The 18015-nt window shown below is 67.5% G+C and carries 13 protein-coding genes; 10 read left to right on the forward strand and 3 right to left on the reverse strand.

Translation table 11 applies throughout. The features are described from left to right. The first annotated feature begins 8 nt into the window (after positions 1-8). From POS15_RS08735 to POS15_RS08745, 3 genes are read left to right on the forward strand one after another with little or no spacing between them, the layout of a single operon-like run. Positions 9-1064, forward strand: a complete 1056-nt coding sequence (locus POS15_RS08735) for a quinone-dependent dihydroorotate dehydrogenase (RefSeq protein WP_019183056.1) — start codon at positions 9-11, stop codon at positions 1062-1064. Next, positions 1061-2110, forward strand: a complete 1050-nt coding sequence (gene murB / locus POS15_RS08740) for a UDP-N-acetylmuramate dehydrogenase (protein WP_019183057.1) — start codon at positions 1061-1063, stop codon at positions 2108-2110. The genes POS15_RS08735 and murB overlap by 4 nt, the downstream gene beginning before the upstream one ends. 32 nt (positions 2111-2142) lie before the next feature. Continuing rightward, complete coding sequence (locus POS15_RS08745) at positions 2143-3030, forward strand: DMT family transporter (protein WP_026069760.1); 888 nt, start codon at positions 2143-2145, stop codon at positions 3028-3030. 10 nt (positions 3031-3040) lie between these two features. On the opposite strand, the gene POS15_RS08750 is transcribed toward POS15_RS08745, so the two are convergent. Next, complete coding sequence (locus tag POS15_RS08750) at positions 3041-4207, reverse strand: nucleotide sugar dehydrogenase (RefSeq protein ID WP_284129493.1); 1167 nt, start codon at positions 4205-4207, stop codon at positions 3041-3043. 334 nt (positions 4208-4541) lie between these two features. On the opposite strand from POS15_RS08750, the gene POS15_RS08755 reads away from it, so the two are divergent. Further along, entirely contained in the window at positions 4542-4892 is a 351-nt protein-coding gene (locus POS15_RS08755) for a helix-turn-helix transcriptional regulator (RefSeq protein ID WP_284129494.1), read from the forward strand. Further along, complete coding sequence (locus POS15_RS08760) at positions 4889-6196, forward strand: HipA domain-containing protein (protein WP_284129495.1); 1308 nt, start codon at positions 4889-4891, stop codon at positions 6194-6196. Before POS15_RS08755 ends, POS15_RS08760 begins: the two co-directional genes overlap by 4 nt. Before the next feature lie 9 nt (positions 6197-6205). On the opposite strand, the gene POS15_RS08765 is transcribed toward POS15_RS08760, so the two are convergent. Further along, the gene (locus POS15_RS08765) at positions 6206-7234 is read right to left on the reverse strand and encodes an aminoglycoside phosphotransferase family protein (protein ID WP_284129496.1); all 1029 of its coding nucleotides are present in this window, start codon (positions 7232-7234) and stop codon (positions 6206-6208) included. Between the two features lie 268 nt (positions 7235-7502). Here POS15_RS08765 and POS15_RS08770 point away from each other — a divergent pair, with 268 nt between their 5' ends. Continuing rightward, entirely contained in the window at positions 7503-10622 is a 3120-nt protein-coding gene (locus POS15_RS08770) for a discoidin domain-containing protein (RefSeq protein WP_284129497.1), read from the forward strand. Between the two features lie 13 nt (positions 10623-10635). Here POS15_RS08770 and POS15_RS08775 read toward each other — a convergent pair whose 3' ends face one another. Beyond that, positions 10636-11271 (reverse strand): helix-turn-helix domain-containing protein, encoded by a 636-nt coding sequence (locus POS15_RS08775; protein ID WP_019183064.1) that lies wholly within the window; start codon positions 11269-11271, stop codon positions 10636-10638. Positions 11272-11703: 432 nt separating this feature from the next. Between POS15_RS08775 and POS15_RS08780 the strand changes: the two genes are divergently transcribed. From POS15_RS08780 to POS15_RS08795, 4 genes are read left to right on the forward strand one after another with little or no spacing between them, the layout of a single operon-like run. After that, complete coding sequence (locus tag POS15_RS08780) at positions 11704-13578, forward strand: serine hydrolase domain-containing protein (RefSeq protein ID WP_284129498.1); 1875 nt, start codon at positions 11704-11706, stop codon at positions 13576-13578. A 34-nt stretch (positions 13579-13612) separates the two neighbouring features. Then, the gene (locus tag POS15_RS08785) at positions 13613-14611 is read left to right on the forward strand and encodes a dipeptide epimerase (protein WP_284129500.1); all 999 of its coding nucleotides are present in this window, start codon (positions 13613-13615) and stop codon (positions 14609-14611) included. Next, complete coding sequence (locus POS15_RS08790) at positions 14608-16632, forward strand: serine hydrolase domain-containing protein (RefSeq protein ID WP_284129501.1); 2025 nt, start codon at positions 14608-14610, stop codon at positions 16630-16632. The genes POS15_RS08785 and POS15_RS08790 overlap by 4 nt, the downstream gene beginning before the upstream one ends. A 19-nt stretch (positions 16633-16651) precedes the next feature. Next, on the forward strand, positions 16652-17956 hold the full coding sequence (locus tag POS15_RS08795) for a peptide MFS transporter (RefSeq protein ID WP_284129502.1): 1305 nt from the start codon (positions 16652-16654) through the stop codon (positions 17954-17956). Positions 17957-18015: the final 59 nt, after the last annotated feature.

Consider the following 18015-nt stretch of genomic DNA (forward strand, 5'->3'; position numbering starts at 1 on the left):
TGAACGCCATGTACTCGCTTGCCCGCCCCTTCCTCTTCGCCCTTGATGCAGAACGCGCCCACGGCCTTGGCCTGAACGCGCTGGACCTGGCCTACCGCACCGGCACCACGCCGCTGATGGGCCGCCGCATCGACCCACTGCCGACCACCGCGTTCGGAGTGAATTTCCCGAATCCGGTGGGCCTGGCCGCCGGCCTGGACAAGAACGGCGAGCACATCGATGCGCTGCTGGCGCTGGGCTTCGGTTTCGTGGAGATCGGCACGATCACCCCGCGCCCGCAGGCCGGCAACCCGAAGCCGCGCCTGTTCCGGCTGCCGGACCACCAGGCGATCATCAACCGCATGGGCTTCAACAACCTGGGCGTGGATGCACTGGTGCGCAATGTGGAGCGCGCCAAGCGCCGCACCGGCCTGCTCGGCATCAACATCGGCAAGAACAAGGACACCCCCAACGAGCAGGCGTTCGACGATTACCAGCACTGCCTGGAAAAGGTGTATCCGCTGGCCGACTACATCACCGTCAACATCTCTTCGCCCAACACCGCCGGCCTGCGCGAACTGCAGGAAGAGACCGCGCTGCGCCAGTTGATCTCGCAGCTGCGCGAGAGCCAGGAACGCCTGGCCGCCAAGCATGGCCGGCGCGTGCCGATGCTGGTCAAGGTCGCCCCGGACCTGAGCGACCGCGACATCGATGCCGCCGCGCGCGTGCTCGGCGAGCTCAAGGTGGACGGTGTGATCGCCACCAACACCACGATCGACCGCAGTGCGGTGGCCGGTGACCCGCGGGCGAACGAAGCCGGCGGCCTGTCCGGCGCGCCGCTGCTGGGCCAGTCGACCCTGGTGCTGCGCCGCCTGCGTGCGCGCCTGCCCGAGTCGATGCCGTTGATCGGCGTGGGCGGCATTCAGTCAGGTGCGGACGCGGTGGCCAAGATGGCCGCCGGCGCCGCACTGGTGCAGTGCTACAGCGGCCTGATCTTCCGTGGCCCGGAGCTGGTGCACGAGTGCGTGGAGGCGATCCGCCGCCGCAGAGAGGCACCCAGCCGCGGCGCGGTGGCACCGCTATGAACGACGCCATGACGGCCTGGGCCATCACTGAAAACGCCTCGCTGAAGGCGCTCAACACTTTTCACGTCGAGGCCACCGCCGCGCAGCTGCTGGAGGTGTTCGACCCGTCCGTACTGCCGGAGGTGCTGGCCCTGCCGCGCGTTGCCGAGCAACCGTTGCTGGTGCTGGGCAGCGGCAGCAACGTGCTGATCGCCGGCAACGTGGAAGGCACCGTGCTGGTATTCGCCAACCGCGGCATCGAGATCCTGGAACACCGCGCCGACCACACCATCGTGCGTGCCGGCGCCGGTGTGAACTGGCATGGGCTGGTGATGTGGTCGCTGCAGAACGGCCTGTCCGGTCTTGAAAACCTGGCGCTGATCCCCGGCACCGCAGGCGCCTCGCCGATCCAGAACATCGGCGCCTATGGCGCGCAGGTCGGCGAATTCATCCAGGCCGTGGATGCGTGGGACCGGCAGGAGAACGACTGGGTGCGCTTCGATGCCGAAGGCTGCCAGTTTGCCTACCGCGACAGCATCTTCAAGCACGACCCGGACCGTTACCTGATCACTGCGATCGAGCTGCGGCTGCCGCTGCTGCATGGCCTGCGCCTGGGCTACGCCGGGATCGCCGAGGAAATGGAGGCGATGGGTGTGGAGCTGCCGGTGGCTGCCGATGTGGCCAATGCGGTGATCAATATCCGTCGCCGCAAACTGCCCGACCCGGACGTGCTCGGCAACGCGGGCAGCTTCTTCAAGAACCCGATCCTGCCGCTGGAGCAGGTCGAGGTGTTGCTGCAGCACTTCCCCGAGCTGCCGGTGTTCCCGGCCGATGAGGACAGCCGCCGCAAGATCTCCGCCGCCTGGATGATCGAGAGCTGCGGCTGGAAGGGCTACCGCGATGGCGATGCCGGCGTGGCCCCCAGCCACGCACTGGTGCTGGTCAACCATGGCCAGGCCACCGGCGAAGAACTGCTCGCGCTGGCGCGACGGATTTCCGCCTCGGTCCTGGAGAAGTTCGGGGTGCCGATCGAACCGGAACCGAGGCTGATCGGCGCACAGTGGTGAGTCGCGCCCCCGCCTTGCCGGTGGCCACGCCGTTGCGGGCCGCCCTGCTGATGCTCGGCAGTACGCTAGCCTTCGGCCTGATGGCGATCGCGATCCGCTACGCCACCCGCTACGTGCCGACCCAGGAAGTGGCGTTCTTCCGCAACGCCTTCGGCCTGCTGGCGCTGCTGCCGATGCTGATCCGCCCGGGCAGCGCGCCCCTGAGAACGCAGCAGCTGCCGCGCTACTTCCTGCGCAGTGCGATCGGGCTGGCCTCGATGCTGTGCGCGTTCTGGGCGATCGGGCACCTGCCGATCTCCCAGGCGATCTCGCTCTCCTACTCCACCCCGCTGTTCGTCACCATCGCCGCGGTGCTGTGGCTGGGTGAAACCGTTCGCCTGCGCCGCTGGGCGGCGGTGATCATCGGCTTCATCGGCGTGCTGATCATCGTGCGCCCCGGCTCGACCAGCTTCACCCCGGGCACTCTGGTGGCAGTAGGCGCGGCGGTACTCAGCTCGCTGGTGGCGATCCAGATCAAACAGCTGACCCGGGTGGACAGCGCCGATACGGTGGTGTTCTACACCTATGTGTTCTGGGTGCCGCTGTCGCTGGTGCCGGCCTTGTTCGTGTGGGTCTGGCCGACCGGCCTGGCATGGGTCTGGCTGGTCGCCACCGGGGTGCTCGGCACGCTGGGCCAGCTGCTGTGGACCCGCGCCCTGCGTCTGGGCGAGGTCTCCGCGCTGACCCCGATCAGCTTCATGCAGCTGCCGCTGGTGAGCCTGCTGGGCTGGCTGCTGTTCAATGAAACGCTGGACCGCTGGACCGTGATCGGCGCCGCCATCATCCTCGGCGCGAATGCCTATATCGCCCACCGTGAAGCGGTGCTGGCACGGCGGGCGAAATCGCAGGCCGCCACGGCGGCCGTCAAACCGGGGGAATAGCCCGCGGGAATCAATCCGAGCCGAACAGATCGCGGGTGTAGACCTTGTGCGCGACGTCCGCCAGTTCCGGCGTCAGCCGGTTGGCGACGATGATGTCGGCCTCGGCCAGGAACGCGGCGAAATCGTTCACCACGCGCGAGCGGTAGAACGTCGGCTCGGTGAGCACCGGCTCGTGCACGATGACCTCGATGCCCTTCGCCTTGATCCGCTTCATCACGCCCTGCACCGCCGAGGCACGGAAGTTGTCCGAGCCGGCCTTCATGACCAGCCGGTAGATGCCCACCACCTTCGGGTTGCGCGCCACGATGTCATCGGCGATGAAATCCTTGCGCGTGCGGTTGGACTCGACGATGGCGTGGATCAGGTTCTGCGGCACCTTGCTGTAGTTGGCCAGCAGCTGCTTCGTGTCCTTGGGCAGGCAGTAGCCGCCGTAGCCGAAGGACGGGTTGTTGTAATGGCCGCCGATGCGCGGATCCAGGCTCACCCCTTCGATCATCTGGCGCGTGTCCAGCCCGTGCGAACTGGCGTAGGTGTCCAGTTCGTTGAAGTAGGCCACCCGCATCGCCAGGTACGTGTTGGAGAACAGCTTGATCGCCTCCGCCTCGGTCGCGTCGGTGAACAGGACCGGCACGTCCTTCTTGATCGCGCCTTCCTTCAGCAGTTCGGCGAACACCGCGGCACGCTCGGAGCGCTCGCCGACGATGATCCGGCTCGGGTGCAGGTTGTCATGCAGCGCGCGTCCCTCGCGGAGGAATTCCGGCGAGAACAGGATGGTGTCGGTGTTGAACTTGGCCCGCAACGCGGCCGTGCAGCCGACCGGCACGGTCGACTTGATGACGATGACGGCAGATGGGTTGATCCGCAGCACATCGCCGATCACCGCCTCCACGGAGCCGGTGTTGAAGTAATTCGATTTGGGATCGTAATCCGTCGGCGTGGCGACGATGACGAAATCCGCACCCTCATAGGCCTGCGCCGGATCCAGCGTCGCGGTCAGGTTCAGCGCGCGGTTGGCGAGGAAGTCTTCGATCTCGACATCTTCGATGGGCGACTGGCGGGCATTGATCATCGCCACTTTGGCCGGATCGATGTCCAGCGCCACCACCTCGTGATGCTGTGCGAGCAGCACCGCGTTTGAGAGGCCCACGTACCCGGTACCGGCAACGGCAATCTTCATTCAAGGTCCTTTGTGTGGGGCGACCAGTGTGGACTGCGAAATTTAGCAAACACCGTGCACTGAACGCCTGCGCAGGTGGACTGCATTTCGACAGGATCGCAGTGGATGCTTCTGCCTGGCCCAATGCCCATCGTGCGGGCGACGGGGTTTCGGGGTCCCACCTGCCTGTGTGAACACCCTTATGCTTACACGCCACTTATGGCGCTTTATAGCTTTATACGCGAATAAAACGCCATACCTGGCGCTTTAAGTAAACTAAACTCAGCCTCCACAAAGCGCCATACTTGACGCCGTAGCCCAATAGAGGATGATAAAGCGTCAGGAGGGTCACTTTATGACGATCACACATCTGATGACCGACGAGGCGGTGCTGCTGGAGCTCGGGCAACGCCTTGCACGCATGCGCCTTTCGCAGGGACTCACCCAGGAACAGCTGGCGGATGCGGCCGGCGTCTCCAAGCGCACCGTGCAGCGGCTCGAAGACGGTACGCCCGCGCAACTGGCCAACCTGATCCGGTACCTGCGCGCCCTCGGCAGGCTGGAGGCGCTGGACGCCCTGCTGCCCAGCGACAGCCCCAATCCGATCGACCTGCTGGAACGCCGCGGCCAGCCGCGCCAACGTGCCCGACCGGGGGTGGCCGCGTCGGCACCGGCCAAGCCGTGGACCTGGGGCGATGAGCAATGAGTACCACGGCCGAGGTGCGCTTGTGGGGCAGCCGGATCGGCGCGGTGACACTGGCCGACGGCGAGCGGATCGCGCAGTTTGCCTACGACCCGGCGTTTGCACGCTCCAGCATCCAAGTCGCCCCTCTGACCATGCCGTTGGCGGCGGAGCGGGTCTTCAGCTTCCCCACGCTCAACCCCGCAGGCTTCCATGGCCTGCCCGGCCTGCTCGCCGATGCCCTGCCGGACAAGTACGGCAACACCCTGATCAACGCGTGGCTGGCCACGCAGGGCCGCACCCCGGACAGCTTCAACGCGGTGGAGCGGCTGTGCTACACCGGCACGCGCGGCATGGGCGCGCTGGAGTTCTCGCCCGTGCATGGTCCGCGCGTCCGCACGGCGCACAAGATCCAGATCGATGCCCTGGTCGCACTGGCCACCGAAGTCCTGAGCAACCGCGACAATCTGCGCGCCTCCTTCGGCGATGAAGAACGCGCCGATGCGCTGCGCGACATTCTGCGCGTGGGCACCTCGGCCGGTGGCGCACGGGCCAAAGCCGTGATCGCCTGGAACGAAAGCACCGGTGAGGTCCGATCGGGCCAGGCCGCGGCCGCGCCAGGCTTCAGCTACTGGCTGCTCAAGTTCGATGGCGTACAGAACAACCGCGACAAGGAGCTGGCTGACCCCAAAGGTTACGGCGTGGTCGAGTACGCGTACGCGCTGATGGCACGGGATGCGGGCATCCAGATCAGCGAGTGCCGGCTGCTGGAGGAAGGCGGCCGCCGCCACTTCATGACCCAACGCTTCGACCGCACCGAGGCCGGTGGCAAGCACCATATGCAGTCGCTGGCGGCAATGGCCCACTTCGACTTCAACGATCCCGATGCGTACTCCTATGAGCAGGCGTTGCTGGTCATGCGCCAGTTGCGCCTGCCCATGGCGCAGCTGGAGGAACAGTTCCGGCGGATGGTGTTCAACGTGATCGCCCGCAACCAGGATGACCACGTCAAGAACATCGCCTACCTGATGGACCGGCAGGGCCAGTGGTCGCTGTCGCCTGCCTTCGACATCACCTGGGCCTACAACCCGGACGGCGACTGGACGGCCCGGCACCAGATGTCGATCAACGGCAAGCGCGAGGGTTTCGACCTGGCCGACCTGGCCGCATGTGCCGCCACCGCCTCGATCAATGCCCGCCGCGCCCGCGACATCGTTGAACAGGTCCGGCAAAGCGTGCTGCGCTGGCCACACTTTGCCGACGACGCCGGCGTGGCCGGGGTCTGGCGCGATCAGATCCGCGGCAGCCTGCGTACCGACATCCGCTGAGCGGCGGCCTCAGCCCTGTGTGGCCTGCCACGCACGGGCCGCGCAATCGGCGACGTTGCCGGGTGCGAACTGCTCGGCCATGTAACGCAGGGCCTGGCGTCGCTGTGCAGGCGGACGCGCCGTGGCGCCGGGCTCGAGCAGCAGATCATGGAATTCCTGCAGGTCCTGCAGGATCCGCCAGTGGCGGTAGTAGGCCACCCGCAGCGGGTCGACCGTGACCGGCCCGTAGCCCTCGGCGAAGCCCGGCGGCTGTTCACGCCCCCAGCGCCCGCCGATGCCTGCGCCGATGAACATCAGATCACGCTCGCGCGGCGCCAGCACCATGTCGTCCCAGTCGATCAGAAAGACGCTGGCGCCCGGCCCTACCAGCACATTGCCCGCGTGCAGATCCGCGTGACACAGCACGCGCGGACATCGTCCCTCACCGATCCGCGCCCGCAGCTCGCCACAGCGCTGCCAGATCGCCTCGATCCGCTGGCGATGGCGGCACCACAGTGCCAGGTACTCCTCGCCCAGGGCATCGCGTACGGGTATCCGCGCATCGGCCCGCTGCAGCCACGCGCCGACCCGTTCCACTGCAGTGTCGTCGTCGAACACCGGGCGACGCAGGGGATCGGAGAGCTCGGTCGGCAGCCGCGCCTCATGCACCTGGCGCAGCACCCGTCCGAGCCGTTCCCAATGCCCTCGCGAGAGCGCCTCTTCAAAACCGGAGAACGCCTCGACATACGGAAACAGCGTCCACTGCAGCCCGGCCCAGCTCGCCGCCGCCGCACCATCGCGCGTGGGCAGCGGCGCGATCACTTCACGAAGGCCGGCGTGCTCGCGCAGGTGGTGCAGCACTGTCCACACCACCGGGGCCACCGCATAGCGGCGGCATTTCAACCACCAGCGCGCGCCGTCCGGGCCAGCCACCTGGTACACCGTCGCCCCCGCATCCGCTCCGCCGGCGCGTTGCAGCACCGCGGTGGCACGCACGCCGAACACCTCATCGAGCACCTGGCTGATCTGCGCTGCGGACAACTCTTGTGGATGAAGCATCAATCCAACGCGCGTGATTTATATGTCGCGACTATCGCAGAAGGGTCACGCATCGCCCAGCGCAGTGCATCACGAAAGCGGCAACGCATGCAGCAGGCACGAACGCGTCCACCACGATCCGGCGCGCCGGTGGCTGCGCGACCGGATCCCGACGGCAGCAGGGCGACGGCCCCGGCCATATTGCGACGCGTCATGTAAACGATTACAGGCCCTGATAGCGTGTGCCCCACCCCGCCGTCGGCGGTCGTTTGAGATCAGGAGCGCGTTGATGGGGCTGCATGCTGACCGTTCAATTGCCGTGCACCGGCCGCGCCGCGTCATGGCCCGCGCCCTGCTCTTCGCCGCCCTCGCCCTGAGCCTGCCCGCGGCTGCCCAGCCCGTGCCGCCGCGCAGCCAGTGGCAGGCCAGCAGTTCCTCGCAGCAGGTGCCGGCGATGGCGGTCAGCCACCTGATCGATGGCGACCCGACCACGGTCACCGGCGGCGCCTTCAGCCCCGGCCACTGGTTCCAGGTGGACCTGGGCCAACCGAGCACGCTCAGCGGCGCGCAGATCACCTGGGATGTGTCCAATCCCGAGGGCTACACCCTGCAGACCTCGCTGGATGGGCAGCAGTGGCAGCCGGCCTACACCATGCGCGATTCACTCGGCGGTATCGAGACGCTCTACTTCGCGCCGCGCCAGGCGCGTTACCTGCGCCTGGCCAGTCCGGAGCGCACCTCGGACTGGGGCGTGTCGATCTTCGAACTGGAGCCGCTGGACAGCACCACCAGCGCGCGCGTGGCCGGCGTGGATGCAAGCCGGGCCGCGGCGCTGTGGCAAGGCGGCAGTGCGGTGGCCGTTCCACCTGGCAAGGACGGTGCGCACGCGCTTGACATCGCATTGCCGCGTGCGGTGTCCACCACCGGCCTGGCGGTGGACTGGGCCGGAGCGCACGGCGCCGCGCGGCTGCAGGCGCGTGATGCGCAGGGGCGCTGGGTCGAGCTTGCGAACGACCCGCAGGCGGGTACCCGGCAGCAAAGCTGGTTGGCCGCGTCGGCTGCCGAGACCGCCACGGCGCTGCGCTTGACGGTGGACGGCGGCGCGCCGCAGGTCGCCCGCCTGCGGCTGCTGGGTCCGAAGGCCGTGATGACGCCGATGAAGCGCTATCAGATCGCCGCCAGCGGTGCGCAGCGCGCGTTGTTCCCTGCGTCGCTGCACCTGCAGCAGACCTATTGGACCGCGGTCGGCATCCATGCCGGCCGGCAGAAATCGATCTTCGACGAGTACGGCAACATCGAGGCCTTCAAGGGTGCACCGCTGGTGCAGCCGATCTGGCGCAGTGCGGACGGTGTCGCCGCGGGTGCCGCCGGGGCGCCGGTGCGGCACGCGCTGCGCGATGGCTGGAAGCCGATGCCGTCGGCAACCTGGTCGCCACAACCGGGGCTTGAGCTGCAGAGCGAAGCGTTCGCCGTCGAGCTCGACGGACAGCCGGTGACCTTCGTGCGCCACCGTCTGCGCAACACCGGCACTGCGCCTGTCAGCGGCACCCTGACGCTGGCGGTGCGGCCGATGCAGATGAATCCACCGTGGCAGAACGGTGGCCTGTCGGCGATCCGCGAGGTCGCCATCGAGGGTCAGCGCGTGCGCGTCAATGGCCGCGCCCTGCTGCAGTCATTGACGCCCGTTGACGCTGCCGGCGCGGCACCGTTCGGCGCGGATGGCAGCACGGAAATCACCACAGCGATCGCCAACGGCACGCTGCCTGCTGCCACGCAGGTACGCGATGCCGAGGGCCTGGCCGCCGCCGCGCTGACCTACCGCATGCAGCTGGCGCCGGGCGACAGCCGTTCGGTGGTGGTCGCCTTCCCGCTGGGCACAGCGCCCCCTGCAAAGGACGGCGCCCTGCCTGAAGCCCCGGCGCTGGATCTGGCTGGCCTGCCGCCTGCACCCGATGCCGCCTACGACGCCCTGGCCAAACGTGCTTCGGATGACTGGCAGGCGCGCCTGGGCCAGGTTGGCCTGCGCCTGCCCGACCCCTCGCTGGTGGACATGCTGCGCGCGCAGGCCGCCTACATGTTGATCAACCAGACCGGCCCGGCGATGCAGCCTGGCCCGCGCAACTACAACCGCTCCTTCATCCGCGACGGCATGGCGACCTCCGCAGTGCTGCTGCGCATGGGCGAGTCCAAGGTGGCGCGCGATTACCTGGCCTGGTACAGCGAGCATGGCGTGCACGCCAACGGGCTGGTCTCGCCGATCCTCAATGACGATGGCAGCGTCAACACCGGCTTCGGTTCGGATATCGAGTACGACAGCCAGGGCCAGTACATCGCCCTGGTCGCCGACGTGGCCCGGCTTGATGGCGGCCCGGAGTCGGTGCGGGCCTACCTGCCCAAGGTGAAAGCGGCGATGCGCTTCCTGCAGGAACTGCGCGAGCGCACGCTGGTGCCGGGCTACATGGCCAACCAGCCCTCGCCCGAACGCTTCGCCGGGATCCTGGCGCCGTCGATCAGCCACGAAGGCTACCCGTCGCCCACGCACAGCTACTGGGATGACTACTGGGGCCTGAAGGGTTGGCATGACGGTGCGTGGTTGGCCGAGTCGCTGGGCGATCACGAAACCGCGGCATGGGCGCGCCAGCAGTACACCGCCCTGCACGACGCACTGGCCGCGTCGATCCGCGCCACGATGGCGTGGAAGGGCATCGACTTCATTCCCTCCTCGGCCGACCTGGGTGATGGCGACCCCACCGGCGTGTCGATCGCGCTGGATCCAACCGGCGCCCAGGATGTCCTGCCGGCGGACGCACTGCGCACGACGTTCGCACGGTATCTGCAGGACGTGCGCAAGCGCAGCGAACCGGGCGCGCTATACGCCTACACGCCGTATGAAATCCGCAACGTGCTGAGCTACGTGCATCTGGACCAGCCCGAGGCCGCCGATGAACTGCTGCAGGGGCTGCTGCACGACCGCCGGCCGCTGGAGTGGCAGGTGCTGGCCGAGGTGGTGCATTCGCGGCTGCGTTTCCCGCGCTACCTCGGCGACATGCCACACACCTGGATCGGCGCCGAGTACGGCCGCACCCTGTTCGGGATGCTGATGCGCGAGGACGATGACGCGCTGTCGCTGCTGCCGGGCACCCCGCCCTCGTGGCTGGCCGGTGACGGGCTGGCCGTGGACCGGCTGCCGACCGCCCATGGCACCCTGGCCGTGCAGGCACGGCAGCACCAGGGAACGCTTCAGGTCACGCTGGGCAAGGGGCTGCGCACGGGCACCGCGGTGCGGGTCTGGTGGCCGAGCCGCACGCGCCCCACCACCGTGCGGGTGGATGGACGCGTGCTCACTGACTACGACGCACGCGGTGTACGGCTCAACCAGCCGTTCCGCCGCCTGGAGGCGGTGTGGTGAGGCTGGGGACGGGTCAGACCCCGCCCTCCTGCTCATGCAGGGTGATCAGCGATTCCATCAGATCCTCATCCGCGCTGGCACAGACGGCCAGCAGCACCGCTTCCTCGCAGCCGGTATCAACGATGTAGGCGTGGCCCATCTGGCTGTCGATGTAGATGCCCTGCCCGGTCTCCAGCACCACCGGATCGTAGAACTCGGTGTGGACCTGGATGCGGCCTTCCATCACGTGCACGTACTCCTCGCCCGGGTGCCGGACCAGTTCGCCGAACTCGGCCGTGGTCTTGGCGCGCACCTTGGTGAGGATCGGGATCATCCGCTTGCGGCGCAGTTCCGTGCACAGATAGTAGTAATCGTAGTTGTCGGTCTGCACGCGCAGCGCCTTGTCCAGCGAGCCGAGGCTGCGGCGGGCGGTGACCGGCTTGGGCGCGCTGTCAGAATCCGGCTCGGAGAACAGCTCGGACATGCGCAGGTTCAAACGCTGCGCCAGATGCTGCAGCTTGTCGTAGGTCAACGTCAGGCGGTCGTGTTCGATCTTCGACAACGTGGACAGGGGGATTTCGGTGTGTTCGCTCATTTCCTTGAGCGTCCACCCCTGGCGCGTGCGCAGGCCGCGCAGCAGGGTTCCGAGCGTCGGGCTTTTCGGGCTCATCGACAGGACCTTTGGGCTATTGCTGGTGAAGTTGTGGATACGATACTACGTAGAGATGAATGCCATCCTGATCAGGATGGTTTCTTGTCGCGTTCGTCTCCGATCGCCGCCTCCACTGCCCTGAAAACGTTCCCAATTGCCGCGGAATAGCGCGTTCAGGACACCCACACGTCACATTTGCCCCATCGCGCGTGATCCGGCGACGATCACGCGCATTTGACAATTCTCTAATCAGGAATATTGTTGTCTGATTGAGATGGTTTTTGGCCCTCCGATGATTCGCTCCGGGGTGCCGCGTCTTCCAGTTCCAGAGGGGATCGTCACATGCGTGCGTTGTCAGGACTTGTCGCGTTGTGTTGTGGGCTGTTGCTGTCGTTCCAGGCCGAGGCACAGCGGCCACCCTCCCCACCCCAGGACGCCCCCGCGCCCGGCGTGGATTCCGTTCCCGGGCTGACTGCCGATGATGCGACCACCTGGCTGGACGGCTTCGTGCCCTATGCCATCGCGCGTGGCGATATCGCCGGTGCCGCGGTGACGGTGGTCAAGGACGGACGGATCCTGGTCCGTCGCGGTTACGGCGTCTCCGACGTGGAGAAGCAGACCCCGGTGGATCCGGACCGCACCCTGTTCCGGATGGCATCGGTCTCCAAGCTGATGACCTGGACCGCGGTCATGCAGCTGGTGGAAGCCGGCAAGCTGGACCTGGACGCGGACATCAACCGGTACCTGGATTTCAAGGTGCCCGAACGCGGCCTGCCGATCACGCTGCGGCAGCTGATGACGCACACCGGCGGCTTCGAAGCCAACATCAAGTACATGTGGACCACCGAGGCGGTGGCCGAGGCCGGGGGCGTCGAACTGGGGCCGTATCTCAAGCGCCGCATACCGGCGCAGATATTCGCGCCGGGCACCGTGCCGGCGTATTCGAACTACGGCACCAGCCTGGCCGGCTACATCGTCGAGCGCGTGTCCGGCCAGCCGTTCGCCGAGTACGTCCAACAGCACATCTTCGCCCCGCTGCAGATGCAGCACGCCAGCTTCCGCCAGCCGCTGCCGCCTGCGCTGCGTGCGCTGGTCAGCAAGGGCTACGCACTGGGGTCGGGCAAGCCGCGCGAGTTCGAAGTCACGCCATCGGCCCCGGCCGGTGCGCTGTCGGCCACCGCCAGCGACATGGCGCGTTTCATGATCGCGCATCTGAACGCGGCGGGCGGGCACGACACGGCCATTCTGAACGCGGCCACCAGCCAGCTGATGCTGACCCCGCAGACGCGGTTCGCACCGCCGCTGAACACCATGGCGCTCGGGTTCTACGAGATCGATGTCAACGGCCAGCGCGTGGTCTCCCATGCGGGCGACACGTACTCGTTCCACTCGCAGCTGTTCCTGTTCCGCGACCACGATGTCGGCCTGTTCATCACCCTCAACAGCGCCGGCGCCAATGGCATCACCGGCCAGATCCGGCGGGAGCTGCTGGAGAACTTCGCCGATCGGTACTTCCCGGCGCCCGCCGTGGTCGCGGCACCGGTGGTCGACGCCGCGCTCGCCAAGGACCAGGCGCACCAGCTGGCCGGGCCGAGCTACCTCGATTCACGCCGCGCCGAAACCGGTATCGGCCGTACCGGCATCCTTACCCAGACGCGCCTGGAGGCCCTCGACGATGGCAGCCTGCGCCTGCCGCGCATGAAGCAGCCAAATGGCCAGCCCACCACCTTCAAGCCGATCGCACCGTGGCTGTGGCAGGCGAACAACAGCGAGCTGCGCCTTGCCGCCATCCTCAAGGACGGCAAGCCGGTCGGCTTCGCGGTGGACTCGTCCTCCCCGTTCAACGTATTCCTGCGCGCGGAAGGCTATCGCTCCGCGGTGTGGCTCAAGCCGGTGCTGACCGCGGCCGTCGCGGTGTTGGCGCTCTCCGCGCTGGCATGGCCGATCGCCGCGTGGGTGCGGCGTCGCCACGGCCGCGGGCTGGGCTGGCCGCGCAGGACGCTGCTGGCCTACCGCCTCAGCCGCGCAGCGTGCTGGTTCATGCTGCTGGTACCCGCCGTGGCGATGGCGGTAATGGCCTGGGCCTCGGCGGATTTCGCGCGCCTGGATGATCGTCTCGATCCGGCGGTGATCGGGCTCGGCATCGCTTCGGTGATCGCGATCATCGGCGGGATCGGATCCACCGCCTGGAACCTGGTGCAGACCTTCCGCGCCGGACGCGGCTGGCTGGCGCGCCTGTGGGCGGTGCTGCTGCTGATCTCGGCCTGCGTGCTCGCCTATGCCCTGGTCCTGATGGGCCTGGCCGACTTCGCACTCAACTACTGACCCGTAGCCCCGACCACGGGGCTGGAGACATCCTGTGAAATTGACCCTGCAGATCGACTCGCTTGCGTTGCTGGCCCCGTTCCGGATCAGCGGCTACGTGTTCGAGCACGCGCCGGTACTGCGCGTGGAACTGGAAGACGGCGGCCATCGCGGCCGTGGCGAAGCCAGCGGCGTGTACTACTTCGATGACACCCCCGAGCAGATGCTGGCCACGCTGGAGCTGCTGCGTGCGCGGATCGAAGCCGGCATCACCCGTGCCGAGCTGCAGCAGCTGCTGCCGCGCGGCGGCGCGCGCAATGCACTGGACTGCGCACTGTGGGACCTGGAAGCGAGCCGCACCGGCAAGCCTGCCTGGGCCCTGGCCGGTCTTTCGCAGACGCGTCCATTGCTGACCACGTGGACCCTCGGCGCCGATGATCCGGCGACGATGCAATCGATCGCCACCGGCCGCTATGCACCCGCCAAGGCGCTCAAGCTCAAGCTCAGCGGCGACCTGGATATCGATGTCGAACGCGTGCGCGCGGTGCGCAAGGTGCGCCCGGATGTCTGGATGGGCGTGGATGCCAACCAGGGCTATACCGTGGATGCGCTCGATGCCCTGATCCCGGTGCTGCTGGAGAGCGACATCAAGCTGCTGGAACAGCCGCTGCAGCGCGGGCGCGAGGCCGAACTCAAGGGCTTTGCACGGCCGCTGCCGTTCGCGGCCGATGAGAGCGTGCAGGACGCAGCGGAGATCGAGGCACTGGCGGGTCTGTTCGACGTGATCAACATCAAGCTCGACAAGGCCGGCGGGCTGACCGAAGGCCTGGCGATGGTCGGCAAGGCGCGCGCCCTGGGCATGCAGGTGATGGTCGGGAACATGATCGGCAGCAGCTGGGCGATGGGCCCGGCCTTCATCGTGGGCCAGCACTGCGACGTGGTCGATCTGGATGGCCCGTTGTTCCTGAGCGATGACCGGGTGCCGGGCCTGCGCTACGACGAGGGCCTGGTGCACTGCGACGACGCCGTATGGGGCAAGGGAGTGCACGCATGAACACGACATCGCATCGTCCGCGCGCGACCCAGTGGCGCACGTTGATCTCCGGCATGCTGCTGGCATCGACCGCAGCGTTCTCGCCGCTGCATGCGCAGGCGCCGACGCCTGCTGCTGCACCGGTGCCCGCGACCACCGAATCGCCTGACACCATCACGCCCGCGTCGGCGCCGACCGGCACGCTGGATGCGGCCCGGGTCGATACCTTCCTCGATGGCCTGGTGCCCTACCTGATGGCCCAGGGCGACCTCGCCGGCGCCGTGGTCACCGTGGTCGAGAACGGCAGGGTCGTCACCGAGCGCGGCTTCGGTTTCTCCGATGTCGAGAAGCGCACGCCGGTGGATCCCAAAACCACGTTGTTCCGCCCGGGCTCGATCTCCAAGCTGTTCGTCTGGACCTCGGTGATGCAGCTGGTTGAACAGGGCAAACTGGACCTGGATGCCGACATCAACACCTACCTGGACATCAAGGTCCCGGCCAAGGGCGAGCCGATCACGCTGCGCCAGATCATGACCCACACCAGCGGTCTGGAAGAGCGCATGCGCTACCTGATCGTGCTGGGTCCGGACCATCCGGCCAACCGCGACAACTACCTCAAGGACTGGGTGCCCAACCAGATCTCCGCACCCGGCACCACGCCGGCGTACTCGAACTACGCCACGGGTATCGCCTCGTACATCGTCGAGCGCGTCAGCGGCCAGCGCTTCGAGGATTACGCCAGGCAGCACATCCTGCAGCCGCTGGACATGCAGTACGCCAGCTTCGAACAGAAACTGCCGGCCGAGCTGCTGCCGCACGCCGCCAAGGGGTATCTGCTGGGTTCGGGCAAAACCTACCCGGCCGAGAAGAACACCGCGCCGGGCGTGGGCGGTCTGTACGCCTCCGGTTCGGCGATGTCACGTTTCATGATGGCCACGCTCAACCACGGCGAACTCGACGGCCAGCGCATCATGCGGGCCGAGACCAACGCACAGATGCTGACCCCGCAGGCCGCGATCCTGCCGCACCTGCCGCGCATGACCCTGGGCTGGATGGCCTCGGACACCGGCGGCTATGACACCCGCTCGCACGGCGGCACGATGCTGTTCTTCTACTCGTGGCTGTGGATGATTCCGGAACGCAACATCGGCGTGTTCGTTTCCACCAACAGCGTGGGCCGTGATGCCGCCGGCTCGGCACTGCGCGCCCAGGTGTGGGAGCGCTTCGTCGAGAACTTCCTGCCGACCCTGCCGATCGAACGCGCCGGCCCGGGCGTGGATGCCGCCACTGCCCGCGAGCATGCCGCTGCACTGGCCGGGGTGAACTGGCAGAGCACGCGCCGTTCGGACAGTTCCTATCTGCGCATGCTGTCGCTGTTCGCACCGACCCGCGTGCACCCGCAGGAAGACGGCACGATCACCGTTGACGGCCAGAAGGGCCTGAACGGCCAGTTGCTGCGCTGGCGCGAGGTGTCACCCTGGCTGTGGCAGCAGGAAAACGGGCGTGGCCTGCTGGAAGTGAAGGTCAAGGACGGCCGCCCGGTGTATTTCTCCGGCGGTCCGTTCGCCTCGGTGTTCGGCTTCGAGCCAATTCCGGGCTGGCGTTCGCCGGCGTGGCTGCGCCCTGCACTGTTCGTCGCACTGGGTTTGCTGACGCTGTCGGCCGTCCTGCGCATCGGCGGCGTGTTCGTGCGCCGTTACTACCGCGCCATCGCGCCGGTCGAAGGCCGTGGCCTGCGCTGGTTGCAGACGCTGGCGCTCACCACGCAGCTGGGCACCGTGATCGCCTGGGCGCTGTACGTGAAATCGATCGCTGGCCCGGGCGCGATCTCCTCGTACACCAACGGGCCGTTGATCCTGGTGCAGGCGTTGTCGTGGCTCAGCGTCATCGCCGCCATCGCACTGGTCTGGGTGGCGGTCCGCGCGCCGGCCAGCTGGCCGCGCGGGCGTCGCTACGGCGCCTGGGTGGTCGCACTGGCAGGGCTGGTGGTCGCGTTCGTCGCCATCACCCAGCGCCTGATCAGTACCGGCCTGCAGCTCTGACCGCCGGACGCCCCGCCCGATGAGCCTCCAAGTACCGCGCAAGGCCTGGTTCGGGCAACCGCCAGGCCTGACCATCCTGTTCCTCACCGAGATGTGGGAGAAATTCTCCTACTACGGCATGCGGGCCCTGCTGGTCTATTACATGACCAAGCAGCTGCTGTTTTCGCAGGAACAGGCCTCACTGGTCTATGGCCTGTACACCGCGCTGGCCTACCTCAGCCCGGTGTTCGGCGGCATGCTCGCCGATCGCTGGCTGGGCAAACGGCGCGCGGTGATCCTGGGCGGGGCGATCATGGCGTTCGGCCATTTCCTGATGGCCTTCGATGCACTGCTGTATCCAGCGCTGCTGGCGATCATCCTGGGCAACGGGCTGTTCCTGCCCACCCTGCCCGGCCAGGTCGGCGATCTGTACGCGCGCGATGACCCGCGCCGTGGCTCGGCGTTCAACGTGTACTACGTGGGCATCAACCTCGGCGCGTTCCTGGCGCCGCTGGTCTGCGGCACGCTGGGCGAGGTGTATGGCTGGCACGTGGGCTTCTCCGCCGCCGGCATCGGCATGCTGCTCGGCCTGGTGATCTACATCACCGGCCGCCGCCACCTGCCACCGGACCCGCCGCGCAGCGAGCGCGCCACGCTGCCGTTCTCGGCGCTGTGGCAGCCGGCCTACCGGCCCTTGCTGCAGCTGATGACGATGATCGCCGGGTTGATCGTGATCTTCCGCCTGGCCTACGAGCAGATCGGCAACACGATCGCGATCTGGCTCGACACCGGGGTGGACCGCGTGCTCACCGCAGACTTCACCCTGCCGATGACCTGGTTCTTCTCGCTCAACCCGCTGCTGGTGTTCCTGATCACGCCACTGCTGGTACGGCGCTGGACGCGCCAGGCACGCGATGGCCGCGAGCCGGCCGCACTGACCAAGATGGCCATCGGTGCCGCGGTGGTCGGGCTGTCGTTCGCGCTGGTGGCGGTGCTCGGCGGTGAACCGTCGGCCAAGGTCGGCTGGCTGTGGGCCGCGCTGTTCTTCGCGATCTTCACCTTCGGCGAGCTCTTCATCCTGCCGGTGGGGCTGGGCCTGTTCGCCCGCCTGGCGCCGGTGGGCTTCGGTGCCACCATCATCGCGTTCTGGTTCCTGGCCTCGTTTGGCGGCAACCTGCTGGCCGGCGCGGTCGGCACGCTGTGGTCGACGCTTTCCAGCACGGTGTTTTTCGCGCTGATGGCGGGCACCTGCATGTTCGTTGCGGTCCTGCTGCTGCGCCTGGAGCGTCGAGCACGGCCACTGCTGGCCAGCACCGCAGCCCCCACCCAATCCCCTGCGGACTGACGCCACGCGGCTGTATCAGCCGTGGCTGGCGACCGTGTTTTCTGCCTGACCCCGTCCCT

The sequence above is a fragment of the Stenotrophomonas sp. BIO128-Bstrain genome, assembly GCF_030128875.1.
Classification (GTDB): Bacteria; Pseudomonadota; Gammaproteobacteria; order Xanthomonadales; family Xanthomonadaceae; genus Stenotrophomonas; species Stenotrophomonas bentonitica_A.

What these genes read in the sequence shown, in the direction of transcription:
- POS15_RS08735 (WP_019183056.1), top strand. Translation starts at nt 9, where the DNA reads ATGTACTCGCTTGCCCGCCCCTTCCTCTTCGCCCTTGATGCAGAACGC.
- murB (WP_019183057.1), top strand. Translation starts at nt 1,061, where the DNA reads ATGAACGACGCCATGACGGCCTGGGCCATCACTGAAAACGCCTCGCTG.
- POS15_RS08750 (WP_284129493.1), bottom strand. Translation starts at nt 4,207, where the DNA reads ATGAAGATTGCCGTTGCCGGTACCGGGTACGTGGGCCTCTCAAACGCG.
- POS15_RS08755 (WP_284129494.1), top strand. Translation starts at nt 4,542, where the DNA reads ATGACGATCACACATCTGATGACCGACGAGGCGGTGCTGCTGGAGCTC.
- POS15_RS08760 (WP_284129495.1), top strand. Translation starts at nt 4,889, where the DNA reads ATGAGTACCACGGCCGAGGTGCGCTTGTGGGGCAGCCGGATCGGCGCG.
- POS15_RS08765 (WP_284129496.1), bottom strand. Translation starts at nt 7,234, where the DNA reads ATGCTTCATCCACAAGAGTTGTCCGCAGCGCAGATCAGCCAGGTGCTC.
- POS15_RS08770 (WP_284129497.1), top strand. Translation starts at nt 7,503, where the DNA reads ATGGGGCTGCATGCTGACCGTTCAATTGCCGTGCACCGGCCGCGCCGC.
- POS15_RS08775 (WP_019183064.1), bottom strand. Translation starts at nt 11,271, where the DNA reads ATGAGCCCGAAAAGCCCGACGCTCGGAACCCTGCTGCGCGGCCTGCGC.
- POS15_RS08790 (WP_284129501.1), top strand. Translation starts at nt 14,608, where the DNA reads ATGAACACGACATCGCATCGTCCGCGCGCGACCCAGTGGCGCACGTTG.
- POS15_RS08795 (WP_284129502.1), top strand. Translation starts at nt 16,652, where the DNA reads ATGAGCCTCCAAGTACCGCGCAAGGCCTGGTTCGGGCAACCGCCAGGC.